The following is a 21,270-nucleotide window of genomic DNA, read 5'->3' as shown; positions in this document are numbered from 1 at the left end:
GGCGGGAAAGGCGTGGAGAAGGGCGCCGCGAAAGTTGAAGGGCCCGGCGGGAAGGGGAAGGAGACGGCGGGCGCAGAGGAGAAGGAGTCGGGCGCCACGGGCACGAAGAAGGGGGATACCGGCTCGGGCCAGGCGAAAGAGGAGGCCCCGGGCGGGAAAGGAGTGGAGAAGGGCGCCGCGAAAGTCGAAGGGCCCGGCGGGAAGGGGAAGGAGACGGCGGGCGCAGAGGAGAAGGAGTCGGGCGCCGCGGGCGCGAAGAAGGGAGATGCCGGCTCGGGTCAGGCGGGAGAGGCGGCGGCGGGCGGGAAAGGCGTGGAGAAGGGCGCCGCGAAAGTCGAAGGGCCCGGCGGGAAGGGGAAGGAGACGGCGGGCGCAGAGGAGAAGGAGGCGGGCGCCGCGGGCGCGAAGAAGGGGGATACCGGCTCGGGCCAGGCGGGAGAGGAGACGGCGGGCGGGAAAGGCGTGGAGAAGGGCGGCGCGAAAGGCGAAGGGCCCGGCGGGAAGGGGAAGGAGACGGCGGGCGCCGAGGAGAAGGAGGCGGGCGCCGCGGGCGCGAAGAAGGGGGATACCGGCTCGGGCCAGGCGAAAGAGGAGGCCCCGGGCGGGAAAGGAGTGGAGAAGGGCGGCGCGGGGAAATCCGCCAAGAAGGCGGGCACCGGCCTTCCGTTCAAACAACCGCAGAAGGGCGGCGGGGAAAGGCAGTCGGGAGGCTCGACCTTGGGCCAGCCCCCGTCCGCCGCGGCCGGAGGAAAGAGCGCCGAGAAAGACGGCGAGGGCGCGGGCGGGCAGGCGGCGGGCGCCGAATCGGCGGCCGAGAGCGGGCGGGATCCTTCCGCCGGTTCCGGCGCCTCTCGGAAACGCCCCGAGGAGACGGCGGGGGAGGCGATGCCGGGCGCCGGGGAAGGAGAGCCGCTCCCCGGCGGAACGGCGCACGACCCCCGCCTCGCCGACAGCCCCGTGGCGCCCCCTTCGGAGGTCGCTGACAGGGTCTACCTGCAGATGAAGGCCGGCGATGAGACGGAGGGGCGGGCGTCGAAGCGTCTTACGCTCTCGCCCGCGGAGGGCGTCGGCGGGGATGAAACGCAGGCCCCCGCGCGCGGGATCGACCCGGCGGCGCGGCTCTCCGACGAGCAGGCCGGGGAGGACGCCGTGCGCCCGGCCCCGGTGCCTTTGGAGTACCGGGAGATCCTCAGGCGCATCAACTCGGGAACGCCGTAGGGCGGCCTTCAGGCCGCCCGGTGCGACGCAGTCGGGGAGAGGAATAACGGTCGTGCCGCGGATGGAAAAGCGGTTGAAGATCCGAGGTTGAACGCCGAGAGATTCAACGGCCTTGCACCGTGCGCGTTCCGCGTTGAACCGCACTCGGATCCGTGATGGTCTGCGGGAATCCGCGGCAGAGAACCAAGGAGATATCCATGGCAGGGCGTGCGGGGAGGTTCGCGGGCAAGGATGCGATCGAGCAGTTCAAGCGGGTCTTCGGCGCGCTTCGCGATCAGATCGGGCGGGTGATCGTCGGCCAAACGGAGATCGTCGAACAGGTGCTCATCTGCTTCTTCGCGCGCGGCCACGTGCTGCTCGAGGGGGTGCCGGGCCTCGGCAAGACGCTCCTCGTCAAGTCGCTGAGCCGCGCGCTTGGTTTCGACTTCAAGCGGATCCAGTTCACCCCCGACCTGATGCCCGCCGACATCATCGGCACGCAGCTCGTCGTCGAGGGCGAACACGGCGGCAAGAGGTTCGACTTCTCGCCGGGCCCGATCTTCACCAATATCCTCCTCGCCGACGAGATCAACCGGGCGACGCCGCGCACGCAGTCGGCGCTGCTGGAGGCGATGGAGGAGCGGCAGGTGAGCGCGGGCGGCGTGACCCGCCCGCTCGTGGAGCCGTTCTTCGTCCTCGCGACGCAGAACCCGATCGAGATGGAGGGGACCTACCCGCTCCCCGAGGCGCAGGTGGACCGGTTCCTGCTGAAGATATTCATCGACTACCCGACCGCCGACGAGCTGCGGGAGATCCTCAAGCGCACCACCGCCTCCGCGCGGAGCGAGATCGTGCCCGCCTTCGACCCCGCGGAGGCGGCGGAGGAGATCGGGGAGATGCGGCAGCTCGTGCGCGAGGTGCTCATCTCGGCCGAGGTCGAGCGGTACATCATCGATATCGTGACCTCGACGCGCCCCGACAAGAGGCGGGCGGCCGATCCGGACGCCCGCCCGGTGGACCGGTATGTGAACTACGGTTCCTCCCCGCGGGGGGCGCAGGCCCTCGTCCTCGGCGCCAAGGTCGCCGCGCTTCTCGACGGGCGGGCGAACGTGGGCTACGAGGACGTCGACCGCGTGCTCGTCCCCGCCCTGAACCACCGGGTCGTGCTCAACTTCGAGGCCGAGGCGGACAAGGTCTCCGCCGCGGAGATCCTCCGCCGCGTCCGCGACGAGGTCCGCGCCGGCCGGCAGCCGTGATTCCGGTCCGATCCCGCAGGGCGCCATGAACGGCAACCCGCGGGGGCGGACTGAAAGGGGCGGGGGCGCGCCATGCTCACCAAGATATTCTCCCCGGAGTTCCTGCGGCGGCTGGAGGCGCTCGCCATCCGGAGCCTGAAGGAGTTTCGCACCGTCCGCAAGGGGGACCGCCTCGCCAACATCAGCGGCACGAGCATCGAGTTCGCCGACTACCGGAACTACCTCCCCGGCGACGAGATCCGGCACATCGACTGGAATATCTACGGGCGCACCGAGCGGCTCTATCTGAAGACGTTCAAGGAGGATATCGACTTCTCCACGCACGTGCTCATCGACGCGTCCAGGTCGATGCTCTATCCCGAGGGCGACGGGAAGTTCGACTACGCGCGCAAGCTCGCCCTCGCCCTCTGCTACGTCGGCCTCTCCACGCACTCCAGCGTGAAGACGGCGGCGTTCTCGGACCTCGAGACCTCCGGCTCCCTGACGGACACCTCGTTTCTGAACGGCCCCCCCTTCTTCTCGAAACGGAGCGGGATCTTCGCCATCAGCGAGTACCTGTTCGGCATCAAGCCGGGGGGCGGCACCGACTTCGTCGGCTACCTGCAGCGCTACACCAGCCTCACGCGGGGCCACCGCGGCGTCTTCATCATCCTCTCGGATTTCCTCTTCGAGCCGGCGGCGCGCCGGCGCGGGCTGAACCTGCTCCGCTACCTCAACTACGACGTGAAGGTGATCCAAATCCTCGGCCCCCGCGAGATGGACCCGTTCCGGGGGCTCTCCTCGGCCGAGGTGGTGGACGTGGAGACGCGGGAGCGGCGGACGGTCTCCGTCACCCCCGCCGTCCGCAGGAAGTACGCCGACGCGCTCGAGGGGCACATCAGGGACCTCAAGAACTTCTGCCGGGCGAACCGGATCGTCTACGCCCTCGCCCTCACCGACGTGGATTTCGAGTCGTTTGTCCTGCGCGAGCTGCCGCGGATAGGGATCATCAAGTAAGCGCCGCCGCGGAGGGGGCGTAAGGCGGTGCGCGCCGCGGATCGGCGCGGATCCTCGCGGACCGGGCTCTCCGTTGCGGAGATCCGCAACAACTCTTCCGCGCAGGGCCCGCGCGCCGCCGATGCTCCGCGGGGATTCCGATTTTCTCGGTGACCTCGCCGCCCTCTGTGGTTACACTATCCCCATGGGTTTCCTGAATCTCGCCGGCCTCGCCTACCTCGCCTCGATCCCGGCGCTCATCTGGATCTATCGGCGGAGCCGCAAAAAGCGGCGTGTCGAGATCTCGAGCATCATCCCCTGGCGCGTGCTGAAGGAGAGCGTCGTGCGGAGCAGCCTCTTCCGCGCCGACCTCCTCTTCTGGGTGCAGCTCGCGATCCTCATCGCCCTCATCCTCGCGGCCTGCCGCCCGTATTGGCGGGGGACGGCGGTTTCCGAGCGGCGGCGGCACTTCATCCTGGTGCTGGACCGCTCGGCGAGCATGCAGGCGCTCGAGGGGAAGAGAAGCCGCTTCGACCTCGCCCGGGAAGGCGCCGTGCGCCTGGTGCGGCGCCTCGGCGCGGGCGACCGGGTGACGCTCATCGCCGCGGGGGCGCGGGCCGAGGCGCTTGCGACCGGGGAGACCGACCATGACGCGGTCGAGGCGCGCCTCGCGAAGCTTTTCCCCGCCGACACCCCCGACAGGATGGCCCCGGCGCTCGGGACCGCGATGGCGCTCCTGCGCGAGGGGGAGAAGCGCCGCCGCCTGCCCGAGGCGGCGGCCGAGGAGACGCATCTGCGCATCTTCACCGACCGGAGCGCCGACTCGCTCGGCCTCGGGAGGGAGACGGCGGGCGGGGCGATCCGCGTCGACCGCGTCGGCGCGCCGAAGGGGAATGCGGCCATCACCTCGCTCGCGGTGCACACCGACCTCTTCTCCGCGCGGCAGATCGCCTCCGCCTACGTGACCGTGGAGAACCTTTCGGCCTCCCGCTTCGCGGGGACGCTCCGCGCGCTCGCGGGCGGGAGGGGGATCGCCTCGCGGCCCGTCTCCCTGGCCCCCGGCGCGTCGCTCACCACCGCGGTGGGGGAGACCCTCCCCGAGGGGGCCGTCGAGATCGTCCTCGAGCCCTCGGACTCCCTCCCGGCCGACAACCGCGCCTGGGCGCTCCTCACCGGCCGCCGCACCGAGCGGATCGCCCTGTTCACGCGCGACCCTGCGTGCCTGCGGTCGTTCACCGGCCTCGCGGCGGCGATTCCGCACGTCGAGCTCGTCGCGCGCAACCCGTCGCAGTTCGTCTCCACCGATATCGCCTCCTTCCACACGGTCATCTTCCACCGGTGCGAGCCGGAGGAGATGCCCGCGGCCAACCTTCTCCTCATATGCCCCCCGGTGAAGAGCGCCGTCGCGCCCGTCAGGGGCGACTGGGCGACGGGGATCGAGTTCCTCAACTGGGACGAGAGCCATCCGATCGGCGAGAACCTCCGGGGGCTGAACGGCGTCCGGTTGAGCGGCGCGCGGCTCCTCGAGACGCCGAGGTGGGCGCGGCCCGTCGTCATCTCGGCGACGGGGGGGGGCGACATCCCCCTTCTCCTCTGCGGGCGACATCGCGGGAGAAAGGTCGCGGTCATGGCGTACGACGCGGCCGAGATCGACCACCGGAAGGTCGAATCCCTCCCCGCGCTCGTGTTGCTCCTCAACACCCTCAACTGGCTCGCCGAGGACGATCGGGCGCAGCTGAAGACCGGAGAGCCGTACGAAACCCTCCTTCCCGAGACGGGGGGCGCCGAAGGCGAGGAGGCGGCCGCCACGGTCATCGACCCTCGCGGTAACGAGACCGCCGTGACCGCCGCGCGCGGCGAGCCGCTTGTCTTCGCGGGGACCGACTACGCGGGGCGTTACCTCCTGACCGGGGAGGGGGAGAGCCGATCGTTCGCGGCGAATCTCTGCAGCCGCGCGGAGTCGGATTTGCGGACCGAGGCCGACGCCGGCGACCGCGTGTCGGCGGCAGAGGTGGTCTCGGTGCGCATGCCGCCGTCCGCGCCTCCCGATCGAAGCCCCCTGTTCCTGCTTCTCGCGGCGGCGCTGATGCTGGCGGACTGGCTGCTGTTCGGCATGCGACGGCGGCCGCTTGCGCCCGCCCCTGCGGAGGCAGGAGAGAGCGTGAGCCCTCCCTCGGCCGGGGGGGGACGGATATAGGTATCCACAACCCCAGGGCACACTTAGGTGTGCCCTTGGGTTGTGGATAACCTCTGGGCAGGAACTGGGTTTTCGGACAGGACCGTATGGATTTCACGGCATACCTTGTGCGTCTCGCCGCGCGTCACGGGCTGGAGTTCGCGCGCCCCGAGCACCTCGCCTGGCTGCGCATGGTGCTCGCACTCTGGGTGATGGGGGCATTCGCCCTGCGGCGCGGGCGGCCGCTGCGGCTGCTCGCCGCCCTCCTCGCCCGCACCGCGGCGTTCGTCCTCTGCATCCTCCTCCTCGCGGGCCTTAGCCGCAGGACGGAGGAGGTGCGCCCCCCCTCCGTCATCGCGGCGGTGGATGTCTCCGACAGCATGGGCCCGGAGGGGCGGGAATGGGCGGAGGGGCGCGCGCGGGAGCTGTTCGCCCTCGCGGCCGCGGCGGCGACGAAGGGGGTTGTCCTGTTCGCGCGCGGGAGCGAGATGGCGCAGGGGCTCTCCCGCGACGTCTCCGCCGGCGCCTTCTCCCCGGATATCCTCACCGATGCGACCGATATCTCCGCCGCGATCAAGTCGGCCTGTCTCGCCTTTCCGCCCTCCGGCCCTCGACGTCTCCTGATCTTCAGCGACGGCAACGAAAACTCCGGGGACGCCGTCGCGGCGGCCGTCGAGGCGGGACGGGACGGCGTGCGGATCGACTGCCTCGCGCCGCCGCCCCGCCCGCGGGAGACGCGCCTCTCGCTCGTGCGCCTCGACCTCCCGGAGGAGGTCTCCGTCTCCGAGCGGTTCGTGGTGCGGATCATCGCCGAGAACCGCGGGGAGGCGGCGGCGCACGGGTCTCTCGAGCTGCGCGCCGGGGAGAAGCTCGTCAAGGAGTGGCCCGTCCCGCTCCAGCCGGGCACGAACGCCTTCGAGCTCCCGTACGCCATCGCCGAGCCGGGGACGCACCGGATCACGGCGACGCTCACCCCGCTCGTCGAGGGGGGGGCCGGGGTGCCCGAGACGGTCGGCGCGCCGGTCCTCGTCGTCGACCGGCCGAGGATCCTCTGCGTCGGCGGCACCAGCGAGGGGAGAAACTTCCTCGCCGAGGTGCTCGAGGCGAAGGATATCGAGACGCAGGTCGGGGGGGCGGAGATCATCCCGGACACGCTCGAGGGGTTTCTCCCCTACGACTGCATCGTCCTCTCGGGGGTCCCGCGCCGAGCGCTCGGGGAGGCGAGGATGAAGCTGCTCAAACGGTACGTGGAGGAGCACGGCGGGGGGCTCGTGATGCTCGGCGGGCCCGACAGCTTCGGCCCCGGCGGCTACGGCGGGACGCCGGTGGAGGAGCTGCTGCCCGTGTCGATGGGGGCGGGCGTCCCGTACGAGCGGGAGAAGACGGTGCGGCTCTGCATCATCCTCGTCATCGACAAGTCCGGGAGCATGGCGGAGGGGTTCGGGGGGAAGATCGTGGCCGCGCGCCGGTCGGCCGAGGAGCTCGTGAAGCAGCTTCAGCCCAACGACATGGTCGGCATCATCCCGTTCGACGCCTTCCATACGGTCCTCGTGCCGCTGGGTCCCGTGGGGGGGAACGCCCCGTTCATCATCGACCGCATTCGGAGGATTTATCCCGGCGGCGACACGCGCGTCTCAAAGCCGATGGAGGAGGCGCTCCGCCAGATGCGCGCCTCGGCGTGCAAAGCCAAGCACGTCGTCGTTCTCACCGACGGCATGACGCGGGACGTCAAGGAGTACGACTACCGGGCGCTCATCGCCGAGTACGCGCGGAACGGCGTCACCGTCTCCACCGTCGGCATCGGGCGCGGGGCGGACAGCGAATTCCTCCGCGCGGTCGCGTTGGGGACCGGCGGGGACTACTACCACGTCAAGGACGCCTCCACGCTCCCGATGATCGTCCTCCAGGATGCGCGGAGGGTGCTGGAGAAGACCGGGTTCCTCGAGGAGCGGATCGTGCCGAGATTCGGCGAGAAGACCGCGATCTTGAAAGGGATCCGGCAGGAGGAGCTGCCGGTGCTCGAGGGCTATGTCATCACCGCCGCCAAGCGCAGCGCCGACGTCGCGCTCTACACGGACGCGCGGAAGCTCAAGGACCCGCTGCTCGCCTCGTGGCGGCGCGGACTCGGGAAGACGGTCGCCTGGACCTCCGACGCGGAGGGGCGCTGGTCGGGCGGGATGGTCGGGTCGAGGATCTTCGGGAAATTCTGGGCGCAGATCATCCGGTGGGCGATGCGCGAGCGGTCGCAGGACTCGTACCTGGTGCGCCTCAGGAGCGACGGGGGGCGCGACGTCCTGGAGCTGCGGTCGTTCAGCCCGGTGAAGGAGGGGGTCTCGTTCAGGATCGCCGCAGGCGCGGCCGCGGCGAAGGGGAGAAAAACCGCGGCGCTCCACCAGGTCGCACCCGACGTCTGGGCGGGCGAGGCGCGCGGCATCCCGCCCTCGCTCGACTCCGTGACGGTGGAGAGGGTCGAGGCGGGGAAGGTGACCGGCCGCAAGGAGGTCGCCCTCTTCCGCCGCGGCCCGGCGAAGCCCGCCGCGACCGCTGAATCCGTCACGGGGACGAACCTGCGGCTGCTCGAGGCGATCGCGCGGGCGGGCGGCGGCGGGGTCGATACGGCCCTCGACGCGGCCTCCTTCGCCCCGGAGAGGGCCCCCGTTCGGGAGGGGCTCGCCCCGTACCTGCTCCCGCTCGTCTTTGCCCTCCTCCTCCTGGATATCGCGGCGAGGAAGCTGTGGATGTGAGGAGTGATCGGAACAGAGAGACCGAATACACGCGATGAGAAAAGCTTCCGTTGTTGTCCTCGCCGCCGCGACGCTCTGCGTCCCCGCTGCGCCAGGCCCCGCGGAGATGGACGGTGTCCCGGGTGCGCCGCCGCGGCACTCCGCGCCGGGAATCTCCGCGGCATCCACCCCCGCCCGACCCTCCGTGCGGAACATCCTCTGCGTGAGCCGCTCGGCCGCGGGGAGGGAGTTCCTCGCGAACGCGTTCGCGGCGGAGGATGTCGAGACGCGCGTCGGGGGCCCCGAACTAGTGCCGGACAACGTCAAGGATTTCCTCGCCTACGACTGCGTCGTCCTCTCCAACATCCCCCGCGCCTCCCTCGGCGACGCGCGGATGCGGGCGCTCGCCCGGTACGTGCGCGACTACGGCGGCGGTCTCGTGGTGCTCGGCGGACCGGGAAGTCTCGGCGCCGCCTACCGCGGAACGCCGCTGGAAGCGATGCTCCCGGTGACGATGGGCGGGGGGAACAGATTCGGGAAGAGGGAGGCGCTGCCGTTGTGCATCGTCCTCCTCGTCGACAAGTCGGGGAGCATGGGCGAGGGGTTCGGGGGGAAGATGCTGGCCGCGCGGCGGGCCGTCGGGGAGCTGCTGACGCAGATGCAGTCGAACGACATGGTCGGGATCATCCCGTTCGACTCCTCCTATTCGGTCCTGGTGCCGCTGGGGCCCGTGGGAGACGACCGGGAACGCATCGTCAACCTCGTCCGCCGGCTCCAGACGGGCGGCGACACGCGTCTCGCAGGGCCCCTGGAGGAGGCGCTCCGGCAGTTCCAGGATTCCGCCTGCAGGGTGAAGCGCGTCATTCTCATCACCGACGGGATGACGAAAGACATCTCCGAGTACGACTACCGCGGCCTCATCGCCGACTACACGAGGAACGGCGTCGCCATATCCGCGATGGACATCGGGCGAAAGGACGGCAGCCATTTCCTGCGCGCGCTCGCGCTGGGGACGGGAGGCGACTACACGCACCTGGGGGACGTGGATGAACTCCCGCTCGCCCTCCTCCGGGACGCGCGGAAGTCGATGGTGGAATCCGGCCTCATCAGTGGATCCGTCGTGCCGAAGCTCGGCGGGAAGAGCGCCATCCTGGAGGAGATCCGTCGCGGCCAAATCCCGGAGGTCAGGGGCTACGTCATTCTGTCGGCCCGGCCCGGCGCCGACGTCGCCCTCTACAGCGATCTGCGGGGCGAAAAAGACCCGCTCCTCGCCTCGTGGCGATTCGGGAGGGGAAGGACGGTCGTCTGGGCCTCGGATGTCGAGGGGCGCTGGTCGGGCGGTTCGGGGGCGGCGGAAAGATCGGCGGGCTTCTGGGCGCGGGTGCTCCGTTGGGCGGGCCGCGCGAGGCGGTGAGGACCGGCCCTTGCCGCGGCGTCCCCCCGGCGCTATACTCATGGTGATGAAGCCGAGAATGGCGGCGCTGTGCGCCCTCCTGTGCCTGTTCGCCTCCGGCGTGTCCGCTCGCTCCGTCCTCGAGGGGCTGGAGATCGTCGAGGGGGATAACGGCGCCGTGGAAATCCTGAGCGTCGCCCCGGGGAGCCCGGCCGCGCAGGCGGGTCTCCAGCCCGGCGACCGGATCATTTCCATCGGGAAAACGAAGGTCAAACGCCTCGACGACTATATCGCCCTGTCGAAGGGGCTCAAACGCTCCGCCGCGGGGATCGCCATAGGGTATCTCCGCGCGGGGGCCGCACACACCGCCGACCTCTCGATCCATTCGAACCCGCTCCGGGAGAAGTGGGGCATCCCCGTGGCCCCGTGGAGGGAGTCGAGGGCTTCGGAAGAGGCGCGGGGCTCGGGGTTCTGGCTCGACCGGGCGCGGAGGGAGCTGCGGGAGACGGAGGCGCGCGGAGACGCGGCGAGGCCCGAGGATCACGCGAAGGTCATCCTCTCCTTCTTCACCGCCCTGGACGCCGACCCCGACTCGCTCGAGACCGCCGTGCTCATCGCGCGACAGTACGGGAAACTGGCGGGGCTCTATGCCCGGCGGGAAGAGAGGGGGAAGGCGGCTTGGTGCCTCCGGCGCGCCCTGCAGATATACGGGAATGCGGTCCAGAAGTCGGGGGGGATCCAGGAGCTCGTATTGGTGAAGAACGGCCTCGGCGAGATGCAGGAGGCGCTCGCGGCGATGCGCTGAGGGCGCCGCGCCGTTCGTTCGGGCCGGACCGCTCCATCCCCCCGCGGCGGGAGACGGAACACGCCTTCGCGGCCGCTCCTCGCCCGCCCCGCTAGTCGCGCACCGCCAGCCGCAACGTGTCCAGCGCGAAGGCGTTGACGAGCGCCGGCGGCGCCTGCGGCGGCACGAGACCGGCGTGCAAGGTCCAGGCGCCCGCCGGGATATTCGCGGGCACCTCGATCTCCAGGAGCGCCGCCTTCGTCTCCGCCTCGATCCCCCGGACAGCCCCCAGGTATCGCCGGATGCCGGGGGCGAGGCGCCCACCCGGCAGGATCGAGTACGTCCCCGCGGGCCCCGCCAGCACCGCGTAGGCGTCGAAACGTCGGCTCGTCGGCTGCACCGCCGCGGCGAGCCGGAGCCCCGCTCCCCGCGGGAACAGCGTCCCGTCGGCTAGAAGCCGGAGCGGGGCGGCGCACGGCCCGTCTTCCCGACATTCCACCGCGCCGATGTCGTGGTACGGGCGCGATCCCGCGCCCGCGCCCGGCGGGTCGCTCCACCTCCTCGCGCAGCCCTCGAAATCGACCCCCGGCGTTCGGTCGCTCGTCCCGGCGTCGATAACGGCGGATCCGGGCCGGGGCCTGAAATCGAGCGCCGCCTCGTTTGCGTAGGGGCTCTCGACCGCGGTGGAGGAGTGCGCGTCGTACCCCGCCGCCTGCCACTCCGCGAGCGAGCGGTACGAGACCCCCCCCTCGGCGGGGCCGCGGTGGCAGAGCGGGTCGAAATTGACGCCGTAGCGGATGTCGGGCAGGAACAGATTGTAATCGGAGGAGAGCGACGCGGAAACGTTTTCGCAGTAGATCGCCGCGCTGATCGGGGAGCTGTTCCCGTTCTTGCGGATGACGCAGTTCCGGAGCGCGTACGGACCCGTTCCGGCCAACGAGATCCCGCGCACGCCGCAGTTGGCGGCGATCCCCGAGGAGTCGGCGCCGAGGAAGGCGATCCCAGGGTAGCGCCCGTATCCCTCCTTCTGCGTGTCCGCGCTCAGGCAGTTGACGACCACGTATCGCCCGTTGCCCAGCTTGAACGCGTGCGCGTTGTTGCCGGCGCAGAGGCACCGGTCGAGGATCGCGTCGCGGGAATGGAGGAGATCGAAGCCGTCGCCGTTGTCGGCGATGTTCCAGCCGTTGTCGCGGGAGACGCAGCCGGTCAGGAGCGCGCGTTCCGCGTAGAAGCCGAACCCGTCGTTCCCGTTGCGGCGCGCCTCGCAGCGCTCCAGCGTGACGAAGGATGCGCGCGGAGTGTCCCCGTCGCTCGCAAAGCCGAATCCCGCGTTGTCGCGCGCGCGGCAGCCCCGGAGGTGGATCCGCGCGCATCCCCTAAGGAGCATCAGTCCCGCGCTCCACCGGTTGTCCCCGCCGTTGCCGTCGAGCGCGCAGTCCAGAATCTCGATATCGTGCGCAAACTCCCCGAGGTGGATGCCGTTTCCCGCGTTCCCCTCGACGTTGAACCCCTCGATGCGGATCCACCCTTTCCCCGACAGGTCGAAGCCGTGCCCCGCCCCGCCCGAGACGACGGGCGTCTCGCCCGGGGCGGCGCGGAACGAGATGTAGCGGTGGTCGCTCCCGGTTTTGAGCGGAACCACGCCGCCCGCGTACGATCCCGCGCGGACATACACCGTGTCGCCCGCCTCGAGCACGGCGGCCGCCTTCTGGAGCGTCGCCCACGGCGCGTCGGGAGTGCCGGGATTCGCGTCGCTGCCGCCCGGGGCGGCATAAAAGATCCGTCGCGGCGCCGAAACGGGGCGCTTCAGGACCAGGCGCACCGCGTCGGCGATTGCGTCGCCGCCGCCCATGTCCGTGATCGCGATCTCCGCCCCGGCGCCGAGACGGTACTCGCCGATGCTCCGCCACACGCCGCCGCCGTCGCGCAGATTTACGCGGGCGTGGCGGACCCCGCCGGCGGCGCGGACGAAGACCGGGAGATCCGCGGCGAGCGTCCCGGCTGCGGCGGGCCAGCGGAGAAAGAGTTCGTAGATCCCCTCCTGGTCGAGCGCGGGACGGTAGGTCGCGACGCTGCCGCCGCTCCCCGGCCCGGTCCGGGCCGCCCAGCCGCCGAGGGCGGAGGCGGAGCGGAAGAGCTCCCAGTCGCCGGAGAGCTCCGCCTGCGCGTCGTCGAGAAGACGCTCCGCCGCGGGTGAGGCGGTCAGGAGGAACGAGAGGATGAGCGCGGACGAGAGCATCGCCACAAGGCCTCCATGCGCGACGCGCGCCCGCCGTCCCCCCGCGCCGGGGGGAACGGATCGCGCCCACGCGCCTTTTCCCCCCGTGTGCCGGAGGGGGATGGGGGGGCGCGGCTACGCGCGGGCCCGCGCCGTGATCAGGCGGTGCGTGTCACGGGCGATGACCAGCTCCTCGTTCGTGGGGATCATCATCGCGGCGACCTTCGACCGGGGCGTGGAGAAGATCGTCTCGCCGCGCCGGTTTTTCTCCTCGTCCACCTCGAGGCCGAGGAAGGTCGCGAAGGCGAGGATGCGGGAGCGTATCGGGGCGCTCCGTTCGCCCATCCCCGCGGTGAAGACGATCGCGTCGAGGCCGTTCATCGCCGCGGCGTAGGCGCCGATATACTTGGCGACGCGGTAGGTGAAGACCTCGATGGCCAGGAGCGCCGCCTTCGACCCGGCGCGCGCGTCCTCGATGATGTCGCGCATGTCCTTCTTGCCGCAGATCCCGACGAGGCCGCTCTTCTTGTTGAGGAGATCGCTCATCTCCGAGATCCCCATCCGCTCCCGCTCCATCAGGTAGAGCGGCACGTACGGATCGAGGTCGCCGCTCCGGGAGCCCATCACCAGCCCCTCGAGCGGGGTGAACCCCATCGAGGTGTCCACGGAGACGCCGCTGTCCACCGCGGCCACGCTGCAGCCGTTCCCGAGATGGCAGGTGACGATCTTGAGCGATTCGAGCGGCCTGGCGAGGAGGCGCGCCGCCTCCCGGGAGACGTACATGTGCGAGGTGCCGTGGAAGCCGTAGCGGCGGATCTTGTGCGTGAGGTACATCCTGTACGGGATTGCGTACGCGTACGCCCGCGGAGGCATCGTCTGGTGGAACGCGGTGTCGAAGACCGCCGCCTGCGGGACGCCCGGCAAAAGTTTCCGGCACGCCTCGATGCCGAGGAGGTTCGGCGGGTTGTGGAGCGGGGCGAGCTCGACGCACTCCTTGATCGCCGCGTACACCGCGTCGTCGACGAGGACCGACTCGGCGAACTTCTCGCCGCCGTGCACGATCCGGTGTCCGACCCCCTCGATCTCGCGGAGGTCGCGCACCACGCCCTGCTCTGGATGGGTGAGGAGGGAGAGGATCTCCTCGATGGCGACGGTGTGATCCCGGATCTCGCCGGTCCGCGAAAACGGTGGCTTCTCGGAGACGGAGTGCGCCACCGCGGAATTCTTCAGCCCGATCCGTTCGATGAGCCCCTTCGCGAGAAGGGTCTCGCGGGAGTCGATATCGAAGACCTGGTACTTGATCGAGGAGGAGCCGGAGTTGAGGACGAGGATCTTCATCTGCGGCGACAGCGTAGCAGAAGCCCCGCGGGCGGGTCAACTGTCCTTTGGGTAGGTTACCGTTTCACCACGGGGACACGGAGAAGGTGCAGTGTATTTCGCCGCGGATTTACGCGGATCAGCGCGGATAGAATATCCATTTCCTTATCCGTGGATATCCGTACGATCCGTGTTAATCCGTGTCTGACGCATTGTTCTCCGCGCTCTCCGTGGTGAAGCAGTTGATGCCGCGCGCCGCCTTGACAACGGCGCCGGGGCGGCTATACTTCGCTGCGTGAAGAAGATCGCGTCGATCGGGCGTGGAGGCGTGGGGAAGACCTGTTTCATCGCGGGCCTCGCCCGCGTGCTCTCCGAGAAAGGGCCGCTCCTCCTGATCGACGCCGATCCCGACCAGAACCTCGCCGAGGCGATGGGCGTGGAGGTCGAGCGGGAGGGGGTCAAGAGCATCTCGGAGCTCCTCTTCGACGTGAAGGCGGGCCGCATCGATCCCCGGCTCGAGAAGGCGCCGCTGACGGAGAAGGTGGACTACCTCCTGAGCCATCACGGGCTCTACGAGGGGGAACGGTTCGACCTGTTCTCCCTCGGCACAAAATGGTCGGAGGGATGCTACTGCCGGCCGAACAGCATCCTCAAGGGGCTCATCGCGCGGCTCGAGGGGGGCTACCGCTTCGTCCTCATCGACTCGCCGGCCGGTCTCGAGCACCTGAACCGGAGGATCACCGCCTCGATCGACGACATCTTCGCCGTCGTCGGGGGGTCGAAGAAGGCCCTCGACAACGCGCGGAGGGCGAGGAGAATCGCGGAGGAGATCCAGATCCGCTTCGAGCGGTTCTATTTGGCGGCGGGGTACGACTACCCGCCGGAGAGGATCGGGGATCTCTCCGCGGATCCCGCGTTCACCTGCTGCGGCACGCTCGCCCGCGATCCGGAGGTCGCCCGCGTCAGCCTCGCGGGAGGATCGATCTTCGCCCTCCCGGACGATTCGCCGTTCATCGCATCGATCCGCGCCATCGCCCGCACTGCGGGCTACCTCTAACCCTTTTCCCCCGCGCGCGCGTCTCCTTTCGCCCTCTTTTCGCCGTCGCCCGGGGAGCGGTTCGATATCCTTCCGGGCGCATGGGGCGCGACTGCATGCCGCGGGAGAAGACGGATCTTCGAAACCGGGGGCGTGCAGGTATGCGCGGGCGGGTGGGAACGATGTGCCGGCTTGTGTGCCCTCCTGTCTCCGCCGGAAGCGCCGGTAAAAGAGGATCTTTTCGGGAAGAGGATACGGAACGGGTGCGGGGCGCCGCCGTCTCAGCGAAGGGGCTGGGGGTCGTCCACGACACGCCCGGCCTCGAGGATCCTCATCCCCCGCGGCGGGAGGAACTTTTCCGGGGGGATGGGCACGTCCACCTTCAGCTCGACCGCCTCCTGGACCATGTCGCCGAGCGAGGGGCTCTTCTTTTTGAGGGGGAGATTGTTCCAGAGCCAGGTTGTCATCCCCATCGCCTCGTACAGATCGCAGTCGCGCCCGAGCACCTTCTCCTTCCCCTTGCCGGCGACCTCTCCCGAGATGGCGTGCCCCCGGGTGAGTTCCCTGCCGATCTCCTCGAAGGCCGTCTTCTGGGCGGGGCTCATCGAGCGCACCATCTCTCGCGCGAGCCTCGCATAGCTCGGGGTCTTCTCCGCGGTTTTCTTGATCTGATCGATGCGGTAGATCCACTCGCCGTCGTCGATCTCGACGATGGATTCCTTCTGCGTGCGCCCGAGCAGGGTGAGCGTGGTGTCGCGCTCGGTCCTCGTTGTGCGCCCGTGGTCGTCGATGAAGAGGGTCTGCGTTCCCTCCTGTATCGTACCGCTGATCTTGTAGACCACCACGGCGCTCTTGAACGGGTACCGGGGCCGCTCCTCGGCCCGCGCCGGCAGGGCCGCGGCGGCGAGAATGACGGCGATGAGAGGAAGTCGCATCTTCTGTCTCCGCGATGACGCGCACGCGCCTCCCGGATCCCGGGAGGGGCGCGAACACTCTACACGACGGCGCGCGGGCAGGTCAAGCGCCATTGCCCCGCGGGCTCGAGTGGAGCGGATTCAGGCGGCCCGTGGCCCGTTCGGGTTCGCTTCGTCGCGTTCCGCGCCGCGGCATCTGCATTGACAGTACGGATCGTATGTGGTAGTTTGTCGAATATCGGTCCTTGTAGCACCGCCCCGCGGTCTTCTGCGCGCGGCGGCGATCGTACGGGGGTTTCCGCAATGGCGAAAAACCTGGAAAAGGCGATACAGAGATTCAACAGGCGTTACAGCGAGGTCGGCGGCTACAAGCGCTTCTGCGCGCTCCTGCGGGAAGGGAGAACGCTCGAGGAGATCGGCGCCGTCTTCGGCTTCACGCGCCAGTACGCGTCGCTCAAGAAGATCGAATTCGGGCTGAGACCGCCGATCAAGAACTACCACGACCGGGAATGGCTCGAGCGCCGGTACCGTCGGGAGGACCGGTCCCTCGCGGATATCGCCAAGGAGTGCGGCGTGGACCCCGGGACCATCTATGTGCATCTGAAGAAGTGCAAGATCCCGCTGAAGGGCGTCCCGTCGGGGGAGCGCCACCCCCGGTTCAAGACCGGGCAGTTCAAGCGGCCGGACGGCTCGATCGTCATCACCGCGGGGAAAAACAAGGGAAAATACCTCCACCGGCTCAAGATGGAGGAGTACCTCGGAAGGCCGCTGCGCCGCCGGGAGAAGGTCTACCACATAGACGGCGACAAGTCCAACGTGGAGATATCCAACCTCAGACTCGTGAGCAGGGACTAACGCCTCGCCTGTCGGGAAGAGGGGGTCGCCGATGAGATGCGTCACCGTCGCCTGCCTCGCGTGCCTCGCGGCCGTCTGCGGCTGCGGCGTCGCGGACAACACCCCCGTGGGGAAGGGGGTCAAGGCCTACGAGAGGTACAGCGACGAGATCGGCAAGGAGCGCGACGTCACGCTGTTCGGGAAGGACGTCGTCGTCGAGCCCGAGGCCGACAGAAAGATACGCATTGCGTTTTGATCCGCGCGGGGGCGTTCCCGTTCCTCCCCCCCTCCGTCCGATCGGGCGGCAAGGAATGAGTCTGTGATCACGCTGCGCCCCCGCATCCTCTACGCGTTCGCCTTTATCATGAACAGCGCCACCGGCGTGCTGGTGGTCGCCTTCCCGCTCCTCGGGATCCGTTTCTGCGCCTCGCCGCTCCAGCTCGGGATCCTCGGCGCCGCCGGTGCGTTCGTCTATACCCTCGCCTGCCCGTTCGGGGGGGGGCTCTCGGACCGGGTCCGCGCGAGGGCGGGCGGGCGGCGCGGTTCGCTCATCTTCTGCTGCGCCCTTCTCGTCGCGGTGGATTCGTTCATCTTCGCCGTCTCGGGTCTCAGGGACCTGTTCATCATCGCCATCTGCGGCTATTTCTTCTCCGCCTTCTTCTGGCCCCCGCTCCAGGCGTGGCTCTCCGAGGTGGGCGGACGCGAACGGCTCGCGGAGCGCCTCGGTTTGTTCAACCTCGCCTGGAGCCTGGGCATCATGGTCGGGCCGATGATCGGCGGCTTCCTCTTCGCCGTCGACTACCGACTCCCCTGGTGCTACGCGATGCTGACGAACTCCTCGCTCGTCCTGCTGCTCCTGCTCCTGCGGAAACAGACCTCCGCCGCCGCCCCGCCCCCCCCGCCGCCCGCCGACGAAGCCGCCCGCCGCAACAACGCCGCCGAGTTCCTCTCCCTGGTGCTCTGGGCGAACTTCGCGAGTTTCTTCTGCCTCTCCAACGTCCAGTCGCTCTATCCGAAGCTCGCCTCCGTCCGGGACCTTTCCCCGCAGCTCATCGGCTGCCTGCTCTTCATGGTGGGGGCCGCGCAGTCCGCCTTCTTCATCGTCCTGCGCGCGACCCGCGCCTGGCATTTCCGCTACGGGCCGCTGGTGGCGGTGCACGGCCTCGCGGCGGCGGGGATGCTGATCATCTTCCAGACCGTCTCGGTGCCGCTGCTCGCGTTTGCGTTCTCGCTGATCGGGATCGCGCTCGGCCTGTCGTACTACTCGAGCCTCTACTACAGCCTCTGCGGGGACGGGGATGCGGGGCGCAGATCGGGGATCCACGAGCTGATGGTGGGGTCGGCGTTCTTCCTGGGGCCGCTGTTGGGGGGCTTCGCCGCCCAGTACCTCGGCCTGCGCTCCCCGTTCATCCTGTGCGCGGCGCTCCTCGCCGGGACCGCCGCGTGGGAAGTTGCGCGGTGGGGGATATCGGTCCGCCGCTCCCGCTCGCTCGATAGCGCGACAGCTCGATAGCGTCAGTTGATCTTGTCCTCCGGCAGGTACGGCGTCTTGATGAAGATCACTCGGATGGGGGCGGGCGTGTCGTTCACGATGTCGTGGCGCTCGCCGGGTTCGAGGCGGAACACATCCCCCTCTCGGACCCGCTGCGGGGTCTCGTTGACGAGGAGCGTCGGCGCCCCCTCGAAGAAGTAGAACGTCTCCTCGACCTCTTTGTGCCCGTGGCGCCCCATCTTCTCCCCCGCCTTCAGGCGGATGATCCCCCACTCGAACCGCGGCCCGCGCATCAAATACTTGGGCCCCGAGTCGCCGTGGCGGTACGACTGTTCCTTCTCGTTCACGCGCTGCATGGCAGACCTCCGTGATGAAATCCAGAATCCCATAGCCCAAGGTTCAAATCCCAAGGACCAAAGACCACAATGCGCGCCGAGACGCGATGAGGCCGCGCGGACTAGAGCGCCGCACGGAGTATGCGCACGAGCGCCCCCTCGTCCGCCGCGACCGGGTTCCCCTCGAGGCTCGACCCGCGCGCCTCCCGCGCAATCGCCGCGAAATCCTTCTCCCGCACCCCGAACGCGGAGAGGCCGGGCGGAATGCCGATCTCCGCGGCGAGGCGCCGGACGCGTTCGACCGCCCTGCGGGCGGCATCCTCGACCGCGAGCCCCCGGACCTCCTCGCCCAGCGCCGCGGCGACATCGGCGTATCTCTGCGCGGCGGCGGGGAGGTTGAACGCCATCACTCGGGGGAGCAGGATCGCGCAGGCGCAGCCGTGCGGGACGTTGAAGCGGACGCCGAGCGGATGGGAGAGGGCGTGCGCCGCGCCGAGCCCGGCGTTGGCCAGCGCCATCCCGCTGAGCAGCGCCGCGAACGACATCCCGGCGCGGGCCTCCGCGTCGCCCCCGTCCCGGACCGCGCGCGCGAGACAGCTCCCCGTCAGTTGTATCCCGCGCAGGGCGAGCGTGTCGGTCAGCGGCGTGCTCCGCCTCGAGACGTACGGCTCGACGAGCTGGGCGAGGGCGTCCATCCCCGTCGCGGCGGTCGGAGCGGGCGGGAGCGAGAAGGTGAGTTCGGGGTCCACGACGGCGGCGGAGGGGACGAGGAAACGGTGGCGTATGCTCTGTTTGCGGCCGCGCCGGCGGTCGGTGATGACCGCGTTCTTCGTGACCTCGGCGCCGGTTCCCGCGGTGGTGGGGACCGCGACGAAGGGGAGGGGGGGAAGGCGGATCTCCTTCCCCTCGAGGTAGTCGTACGTCGAGCCGCCGTTGGTCGCGATCCCCGCGATCGCCTTGCCCGCGTCGATCGCGCTCCCGCCGCCCGCCGCCACGACCAGGTCGCACGCCCCGTCGAGCGCCGCGGCGACGCCGCGATCCACCGTCTCGGCGGACGGGTCCCCTTCGACCCCTTCGAACAGGACCGTTTCGACGCCGGCGGCCCCAAGGAGGCGTTCGATCCTCTCGAGCGCGCCGCCGCGCCGGAGCGACCCCCTCCCGGCGACGAGGAGCGCCTTGCGGCCGAGCCGCCCCGCCTCCTCGCCGAGCCGGGCAAGGGCGCCGGGGCCGTAGATGACACCGGGGGGGATGAAGAACTCGTGCACGGGCATCGTCGTCGGCTCCCCGCGATAGTGTACGCCGCGAGGGGGCGCGGGTGAAGCGAAAAAGAACTGCGTGCCACGGATCGTGCGGATCTCCACGGATTGTCTAACGAGACGGATTCTTTATCCGTGCTGGTCCGCGTAAATCCGCGGCAAAAAAGAAGCCGCGTTTTCTCTGTGTCCTCCGTGGTGAAACGTTACCCGCTATCTTCGTGGCACAACAGTAGCTGTGCCGGCGTTCATTCTGTTGCCCCTCCCCGCGCGATGTGATATAAACGCACGAAAATGAATCCCGTCCTCCTCACCATAGACCTCCAGAAGGACTTCCCGCGCCTCTTCACGCTCCGCAAGCCGGCCGCGGCGTTCGACGAGAGCGTGCGCCTCCTCGCGGCGTTTTTCAGGAAGCGGAAGATCCCGATCGTGCATATCCTGACCCTGCACAAGGAGGACCGGAGCACCTGGACCCGGCAGATGGTGCGGGACGACTTCAGGATCTGCGTCGAGGGGACGGACGGGGCCAAAGAGCTCGAGTCGGTCGGCAGGAGGCCGGACGAGCCGGTCATCCACAAGACCCGCTGGAGCGCCTTTCACGGCACCGGCCTCGACCGGTTCCTCAAGGTCCGCGGCTACGACACGCTCGTCCTCGCGGGGTTCCTCACGCACGCCTGCATCCGGGTCACCGCGCTGGACGCCTACCAGCGCGACTACGACGTGATCATCGCCCGCGACTGCGTCGACACCTACGACGCCGCGCACGAGAAGGTGACGCTCGCCTACCTCTCCCGCTACGTCGCCCGCGTCCTCTCCAACGACGAGCTCTTCGCACTGCTCGGTCCCGGGGCGGGGGCGCGGTAGGCGTTCGTCCCCGCGCTCATTTTTACTACAGCATCGAGGTTCGGGTGTCCGCCCTGCGCTCTTGCCGCGCGTACACGCTGTTTTCACCCCCCCAAAAACGCGTCCAAGGCCTATTTTGAGGCCCTAAAAAGACTCAACCATAACCGCCCCAACGAGATATCGTGGTCCGACCCCAAAAAACTCCATTCCTCCCTCCCGATGTAGTATCATTTCTCCGGCGGGCCGCGGCGGGCGCGGCCCTGGCCGGGTGGGGACTGCGGATGCTCTGGGGGAAGATCGGCGAGACGGCGGGGAGGGTGTACGAGCAGCTGCGCCGGAAGAAGGCGGCCACGCCGGCGGAGCTCATCAAGGCGCTCAACTGCCCGTACGACGAGCTCCAGATGGCGCTCGGGTGGCTCGCGCGGGAAAACAGGATCAGGTTCGAGAAGGTCAAGGCCCGCCTGAAGATCGTGCTGCGATAGCATGACCGATCGGGAGCCGGAATCCGGACGCCGGGAGCCGGG

General features: G+C 69.4%; 18 protein-coding genes. 13 read left to right on the top strand and 5 right to left on the bottom strand.

Translation table 11 applies throughout. The features are described 5' to 3' along the window. From GXY35_10190 to GXY35_10160, 7 genes are all read left to right on the top strand, one after another. Positions 1 to 1,218 (top strand): hypothetical protein (locus tag GXY35_10190; protein ID NLW94945.1); only part of this gene is annotated, 1,218 nt, incomplete at its 5' end. Between the two features lie 197 nt (positions 1,219 to 1,415). Further along, on the top strand, positions 1,416 to 2,453 hold the full coding sequence (locus GXY35_10185) for an AAA domain-containing protein (protein NLW94944.1): 1,038 nt from the start codon (positions 1,416 to 1,418) through the stop codon (positions 2,451 to 2,453). A gap of 72 nt (positions 2,454 to 2,525) precedes the next feature. Next, positions 2,526 to 3,449 carry a DUF58 domain-containing protein gene (locus tag GXY35_10180; GenBank protein ID NLW94943.1) on the top strand — a complete coding sequence of 308 codons (924 nt, stop codon included), beginning with the start codon at positions 2,526 to 2,528 and terminating at the stop codon, positions 3,447 to 3,449. A gap of 184 nt (positions 3,450 to 3,633) precedes the next feature. After that, the gene (locus GXY35_10175; protein ID NLW94942.1) at positions 3,634 to 5,625 is read left to right on the top strand and encodes a VWA domain-containing protein; all 1,992 of its coding nucleotides are present in this window, start codon (positions 3,634 to 3,636) and stop codon (positions 5,623 to 5,625) included. A gap of 86 nt (positions 5,626 to 5,711) precedes the next feature. After that, entirely contained in the window at positions 5,712 to 8,348 is a 2,637-nt protein-coding gene (locus GXY35_10170; GenBank protein NLW94941.1) for a VWA domain-containing protein, read from the top strand. A 34-nt stretch (positions 8,349 to 8,382) separates the two neighbouring features. Next, positions 8,383 to 9,741, top strand: coding sequence for a VWA domain-containing protein (locus GXY35_10165; GenBank protein ID NLW94940.1), 1,359 nt, complete (start codon positions 8,383 to 8,385; stop codon positions 9,739 to 9,741). Between the two features lie 58 nt (positions 9,742 to 9,799). Further along, positions 9,800 to 10,525, top strand: a complete 726-nt coding sequence (locus GXY35_10160) for a PDZ domain-containing protein (GenBank protein NLW94939.1) — start codon at positions 9,800 to 9,802, stop codon at positions 10,523 to 10,525. 91 nt (positions 10,526 to 10,616) lie between these two features. Here the strand turns inward: GXY35_10160 and GXY35_10155 are convergent, their stop codons facing one another. Together GXY35_10155 and GXY35_10150 are read right to left on the bottom strand one after the other, a co-directional pair. After that, positions 10,617 to 12,749 (bottom strand): hypothetical protein, encoded by a 2,133-nt coding sequence (locus GXY35_10155; GenBank protein ID NLW94938.1) that lies wholly within the window; start codon positions 12,747 to 12,749, stop codon positions 10,617 to 10,619. Positions 12,750 to 12,857: 108 nt separating this feature from the next. Beyond that, positions 12,858 to 14,060: an acetate kinase gene (locus GXY35_10150; GenBank protein NLW94937.1), complete on the bottom strand. Its 1,203-nt coding sequence runs from the start codon at positions 14,058 to 14,060 to the stop codon at positions 12,858 to 12,860. A 274-nt stretch (positions 14,061 to 14,334) separates the two neighbouring features. On the opposite strand from GXY35_10150, the gene GXY35_10145 reads away from it, so the two are divergent. Next, positions 14,335 to 15,096, top strand: a complete 762-nt coding sequence (locus GXY35_10145; GenBank protein NLW94936.1) for an AAA family ATPase — start codon at positions 14,335 to 14,337, stop codon at positions 15,094 to 15,096. A 260-nt stretch (positions 15,097 to 15,356) separates the two neighbouring features. Here the strand turns inward: GXY35_10145 and GXY35_10140 are convergent, their stop codons facing one another. Next, entirely contained in the window at positions 15,357 to 16,010 is a 654-nt protein-coding gene (locus tag GXY35_10140; protein NLW94935.1) for a hypothetical protein, read from the bottom strand. A gap of 282 nt (positions 16,011 to 16,292) precedes the next feature. Here GXY35_10140 and GXY35_10135 point away from each other — a divergent pair, with 282 nt between their 5' ends. From GXY35_10135 to GXY35_10125, 3 genes are all read left to right on the top strand, one after another. Then, on the top strand, positions 16,293 to 16,844 hold the full coding sequence (locus GXY35_10135; GenBank protein ID NLW94934.1) for a hypothetical protein: 552 nt from the start codon (positions 16,293 to 16,295) through the stop codon (positions 16,842 to 16,844). A gap of 31 nt (positions 16,845 to 16,875) precedes the next feature. Continuing rightward, positions 16,876 to 17,079: a hypothetical protein gene (locus tag GXY35_10130; GenBank protein ID NLW94933.1), complete on the top strand. Its 204-nt coding sequence runs from the start codon at positions 16,876 to 16,878 to the stop codon at positions 17,077 to 17,079. A 63-nt stretch (positions 17,080 to 17,142) separates the two neighbouring features. Continuing rightward, positions 17,143 to 18,336, top strand: coding sequence for an MFS transporter (locus tag GXY35_10125; protein ID NLW94932.1), 1,194 nt, complete (start codon positions 17,143 to 17,145; stop codon positions 18,334 to 18,336). Between the two features lie 2 nt (positions 18,337 to 18,338). Here GXY35_10125 and GXY35_10120 read toward each other — a convergent pair whose 3' ends face one another. Together GXY35_10120 and GXY35_10115 are read right to left on the bottom strand one after the other, a co-directional pair. Further along, a complete protein-coding gene (locus tag GXY35_10120; GenBank protein NLW94931.1) occupies positions 18,339 to 18,671 on the bottom strand; it encodes a cupin domain-containing protein in 333 nt (110 codons plus the stop codon). Positions 18,672 to 18,772: 101 nt separating this feature from the next. After that, on the bottom strand, positions 18,773 to 19,921 hold the full coding sequence (locus GXY35_10115; protein ID NLW94930.1) for an iron-containing alcohol dehydrogenase: 1,149 nt from the start codon (positions 19,919 to 19,921) through the stop codon (positions 18,773 to 18,775). Between the two features lie 276 nt (positions 19,922 to 20,197). On the opposite strand from GXY35_10115, the gene GXY35_10110 reads away from it, so the two are divergent. Together GXY35_10110 and GXY35_10105 are read left to right on the top strand one after the other, a co-directional pair. After that, positions 20,198 to 20,767, top strand: a complete 570-nt coding sequence (locus tag GXY35_10110; protein NLW94929.1) for a cysteine hydrolase — start codon at positions 20,198 to 20,200, stop codon at positions 20,765 to 20,767. A 260-nt stretch (positions 20,768 to 21,027) separates the two neighbouring features. Continuing rightward, positions 21,028 to 21,228: a winged helix-turn-helix domain-containing protein gene (locus tag GXY35_10105; GenBank protein ID NLW94928.1), complete on the top strand. Its 201-nt coding sequence runs from the start codon at positions 21,028 to 21,030 to the stop codon at positions 21,226 to 21,228. Positions 21,229 to 21,270: the final 42 nt, after the last annotated feature.

The organism is Chlamydiota bacterium, assembly GCA_012729785.1.
Lineage (GTDB): Bacteria > Auribacterota > Tritonobacteria > UBA1439 > UBA1439 > UBA1439.
Note: the sequence above shows the minus strand (reverse complement) of the source record. Positions and strands in the feature narration are given on the sequence as shown.

Coding starts and splice junctions, on each gene's coding strand:
- GXY35_10120 (NLW94931.1), bottom strand. CDS start 18,671: ATGCAGCGCGTGAACGAGAAGGAACAGTCGTACCGCCACGGCGACTCG.
- GXY35_10185 (NLW94944.1), top strand. CDS start 1,416: ATGGCAGGGCGTGCGGGGAGGTTCGCGGGCAAGGATGCGATCGAGCAG.
- GXY35_10150 (NLW94937.1), bottom strand. CDS start 14,060: ATGAAGATCCTCGTCCTCAACTCCGGCTCCTCCTCGATCAAGTACCAG.
- GXY35_10135 (NLW94934.1), top strand. CDS start 16,293: ATGGCGAAAAACCTGGAAAAGGCGATACAGAGATTCAACAGGCGTTAC.
- GXY35_10105 (NLW94928.1), top strand. CDS start 21,028: ATGCTCTGGGGGAAGATCGGCGAGACGGCGGGGAGGGTGTACGAGCAG.
- GXY35_10160 (NLW94939.1), top strand. CDS start 9,800: ATGGCGGCGCTGTGCGCCCTCCTGTGCCTGTTCGCCTCCGGCGTGTCC.
- GXY35_10175 (NLW94942.1), top strand. CDS start 3,634: ATGGGTTTCCTGAATCTCGCCGGCCTCGCCTACCTCGCCTCGATCCCG.
- GXY35_10170 (NLW94941.1), top strand. CDS start 5,712: ATGGATTTCACGGCATACCTTGTGCGTCTCGCCGCGCGTCACGGGCTG.
- GXY35_10140 (NLW94935.1), bottom strand. CDS start 16,010: ATGCGACTTCCTCTCATCGCCGTCATTCTCGCCGCCGCGGCCCTGCCG.
- GXY35_10110 (NLW94929.1), top strand. CDS start 20,198: ATGAATCCCGTCCTCCTCACCATAGACCTCCAGAAGGACTTCCCGCGC.
- GXY35_10165 (NLW94940.1), top strand. CDS start 8,383: ATGAGAAAAGCTTCCGTTGTTGTCCTCGCCGCCGCGACGCTCTGCGTC.
- GXY35_10130 (NLW94933.1), top strand. CDS start 16,876: ATGAGATGCGTCACCGTCGCCTGCCTCGCGTGCCTCGCGGCCGTCTGC.
- GXY35_10115 (NLW94930.1), bottom strand. CDS start 19,921: ATGCCCGTGCACGAGTTCTTCATCCCCCCCGGTGTCATCTACGGCCCC.
- GXY35_10180 (NLW94943.1), top strand. CDS start 2,526: ATGCTCACCAAGATATTCTCCCCGGAGTTCCTGCGGCGGCTGGAGGCG.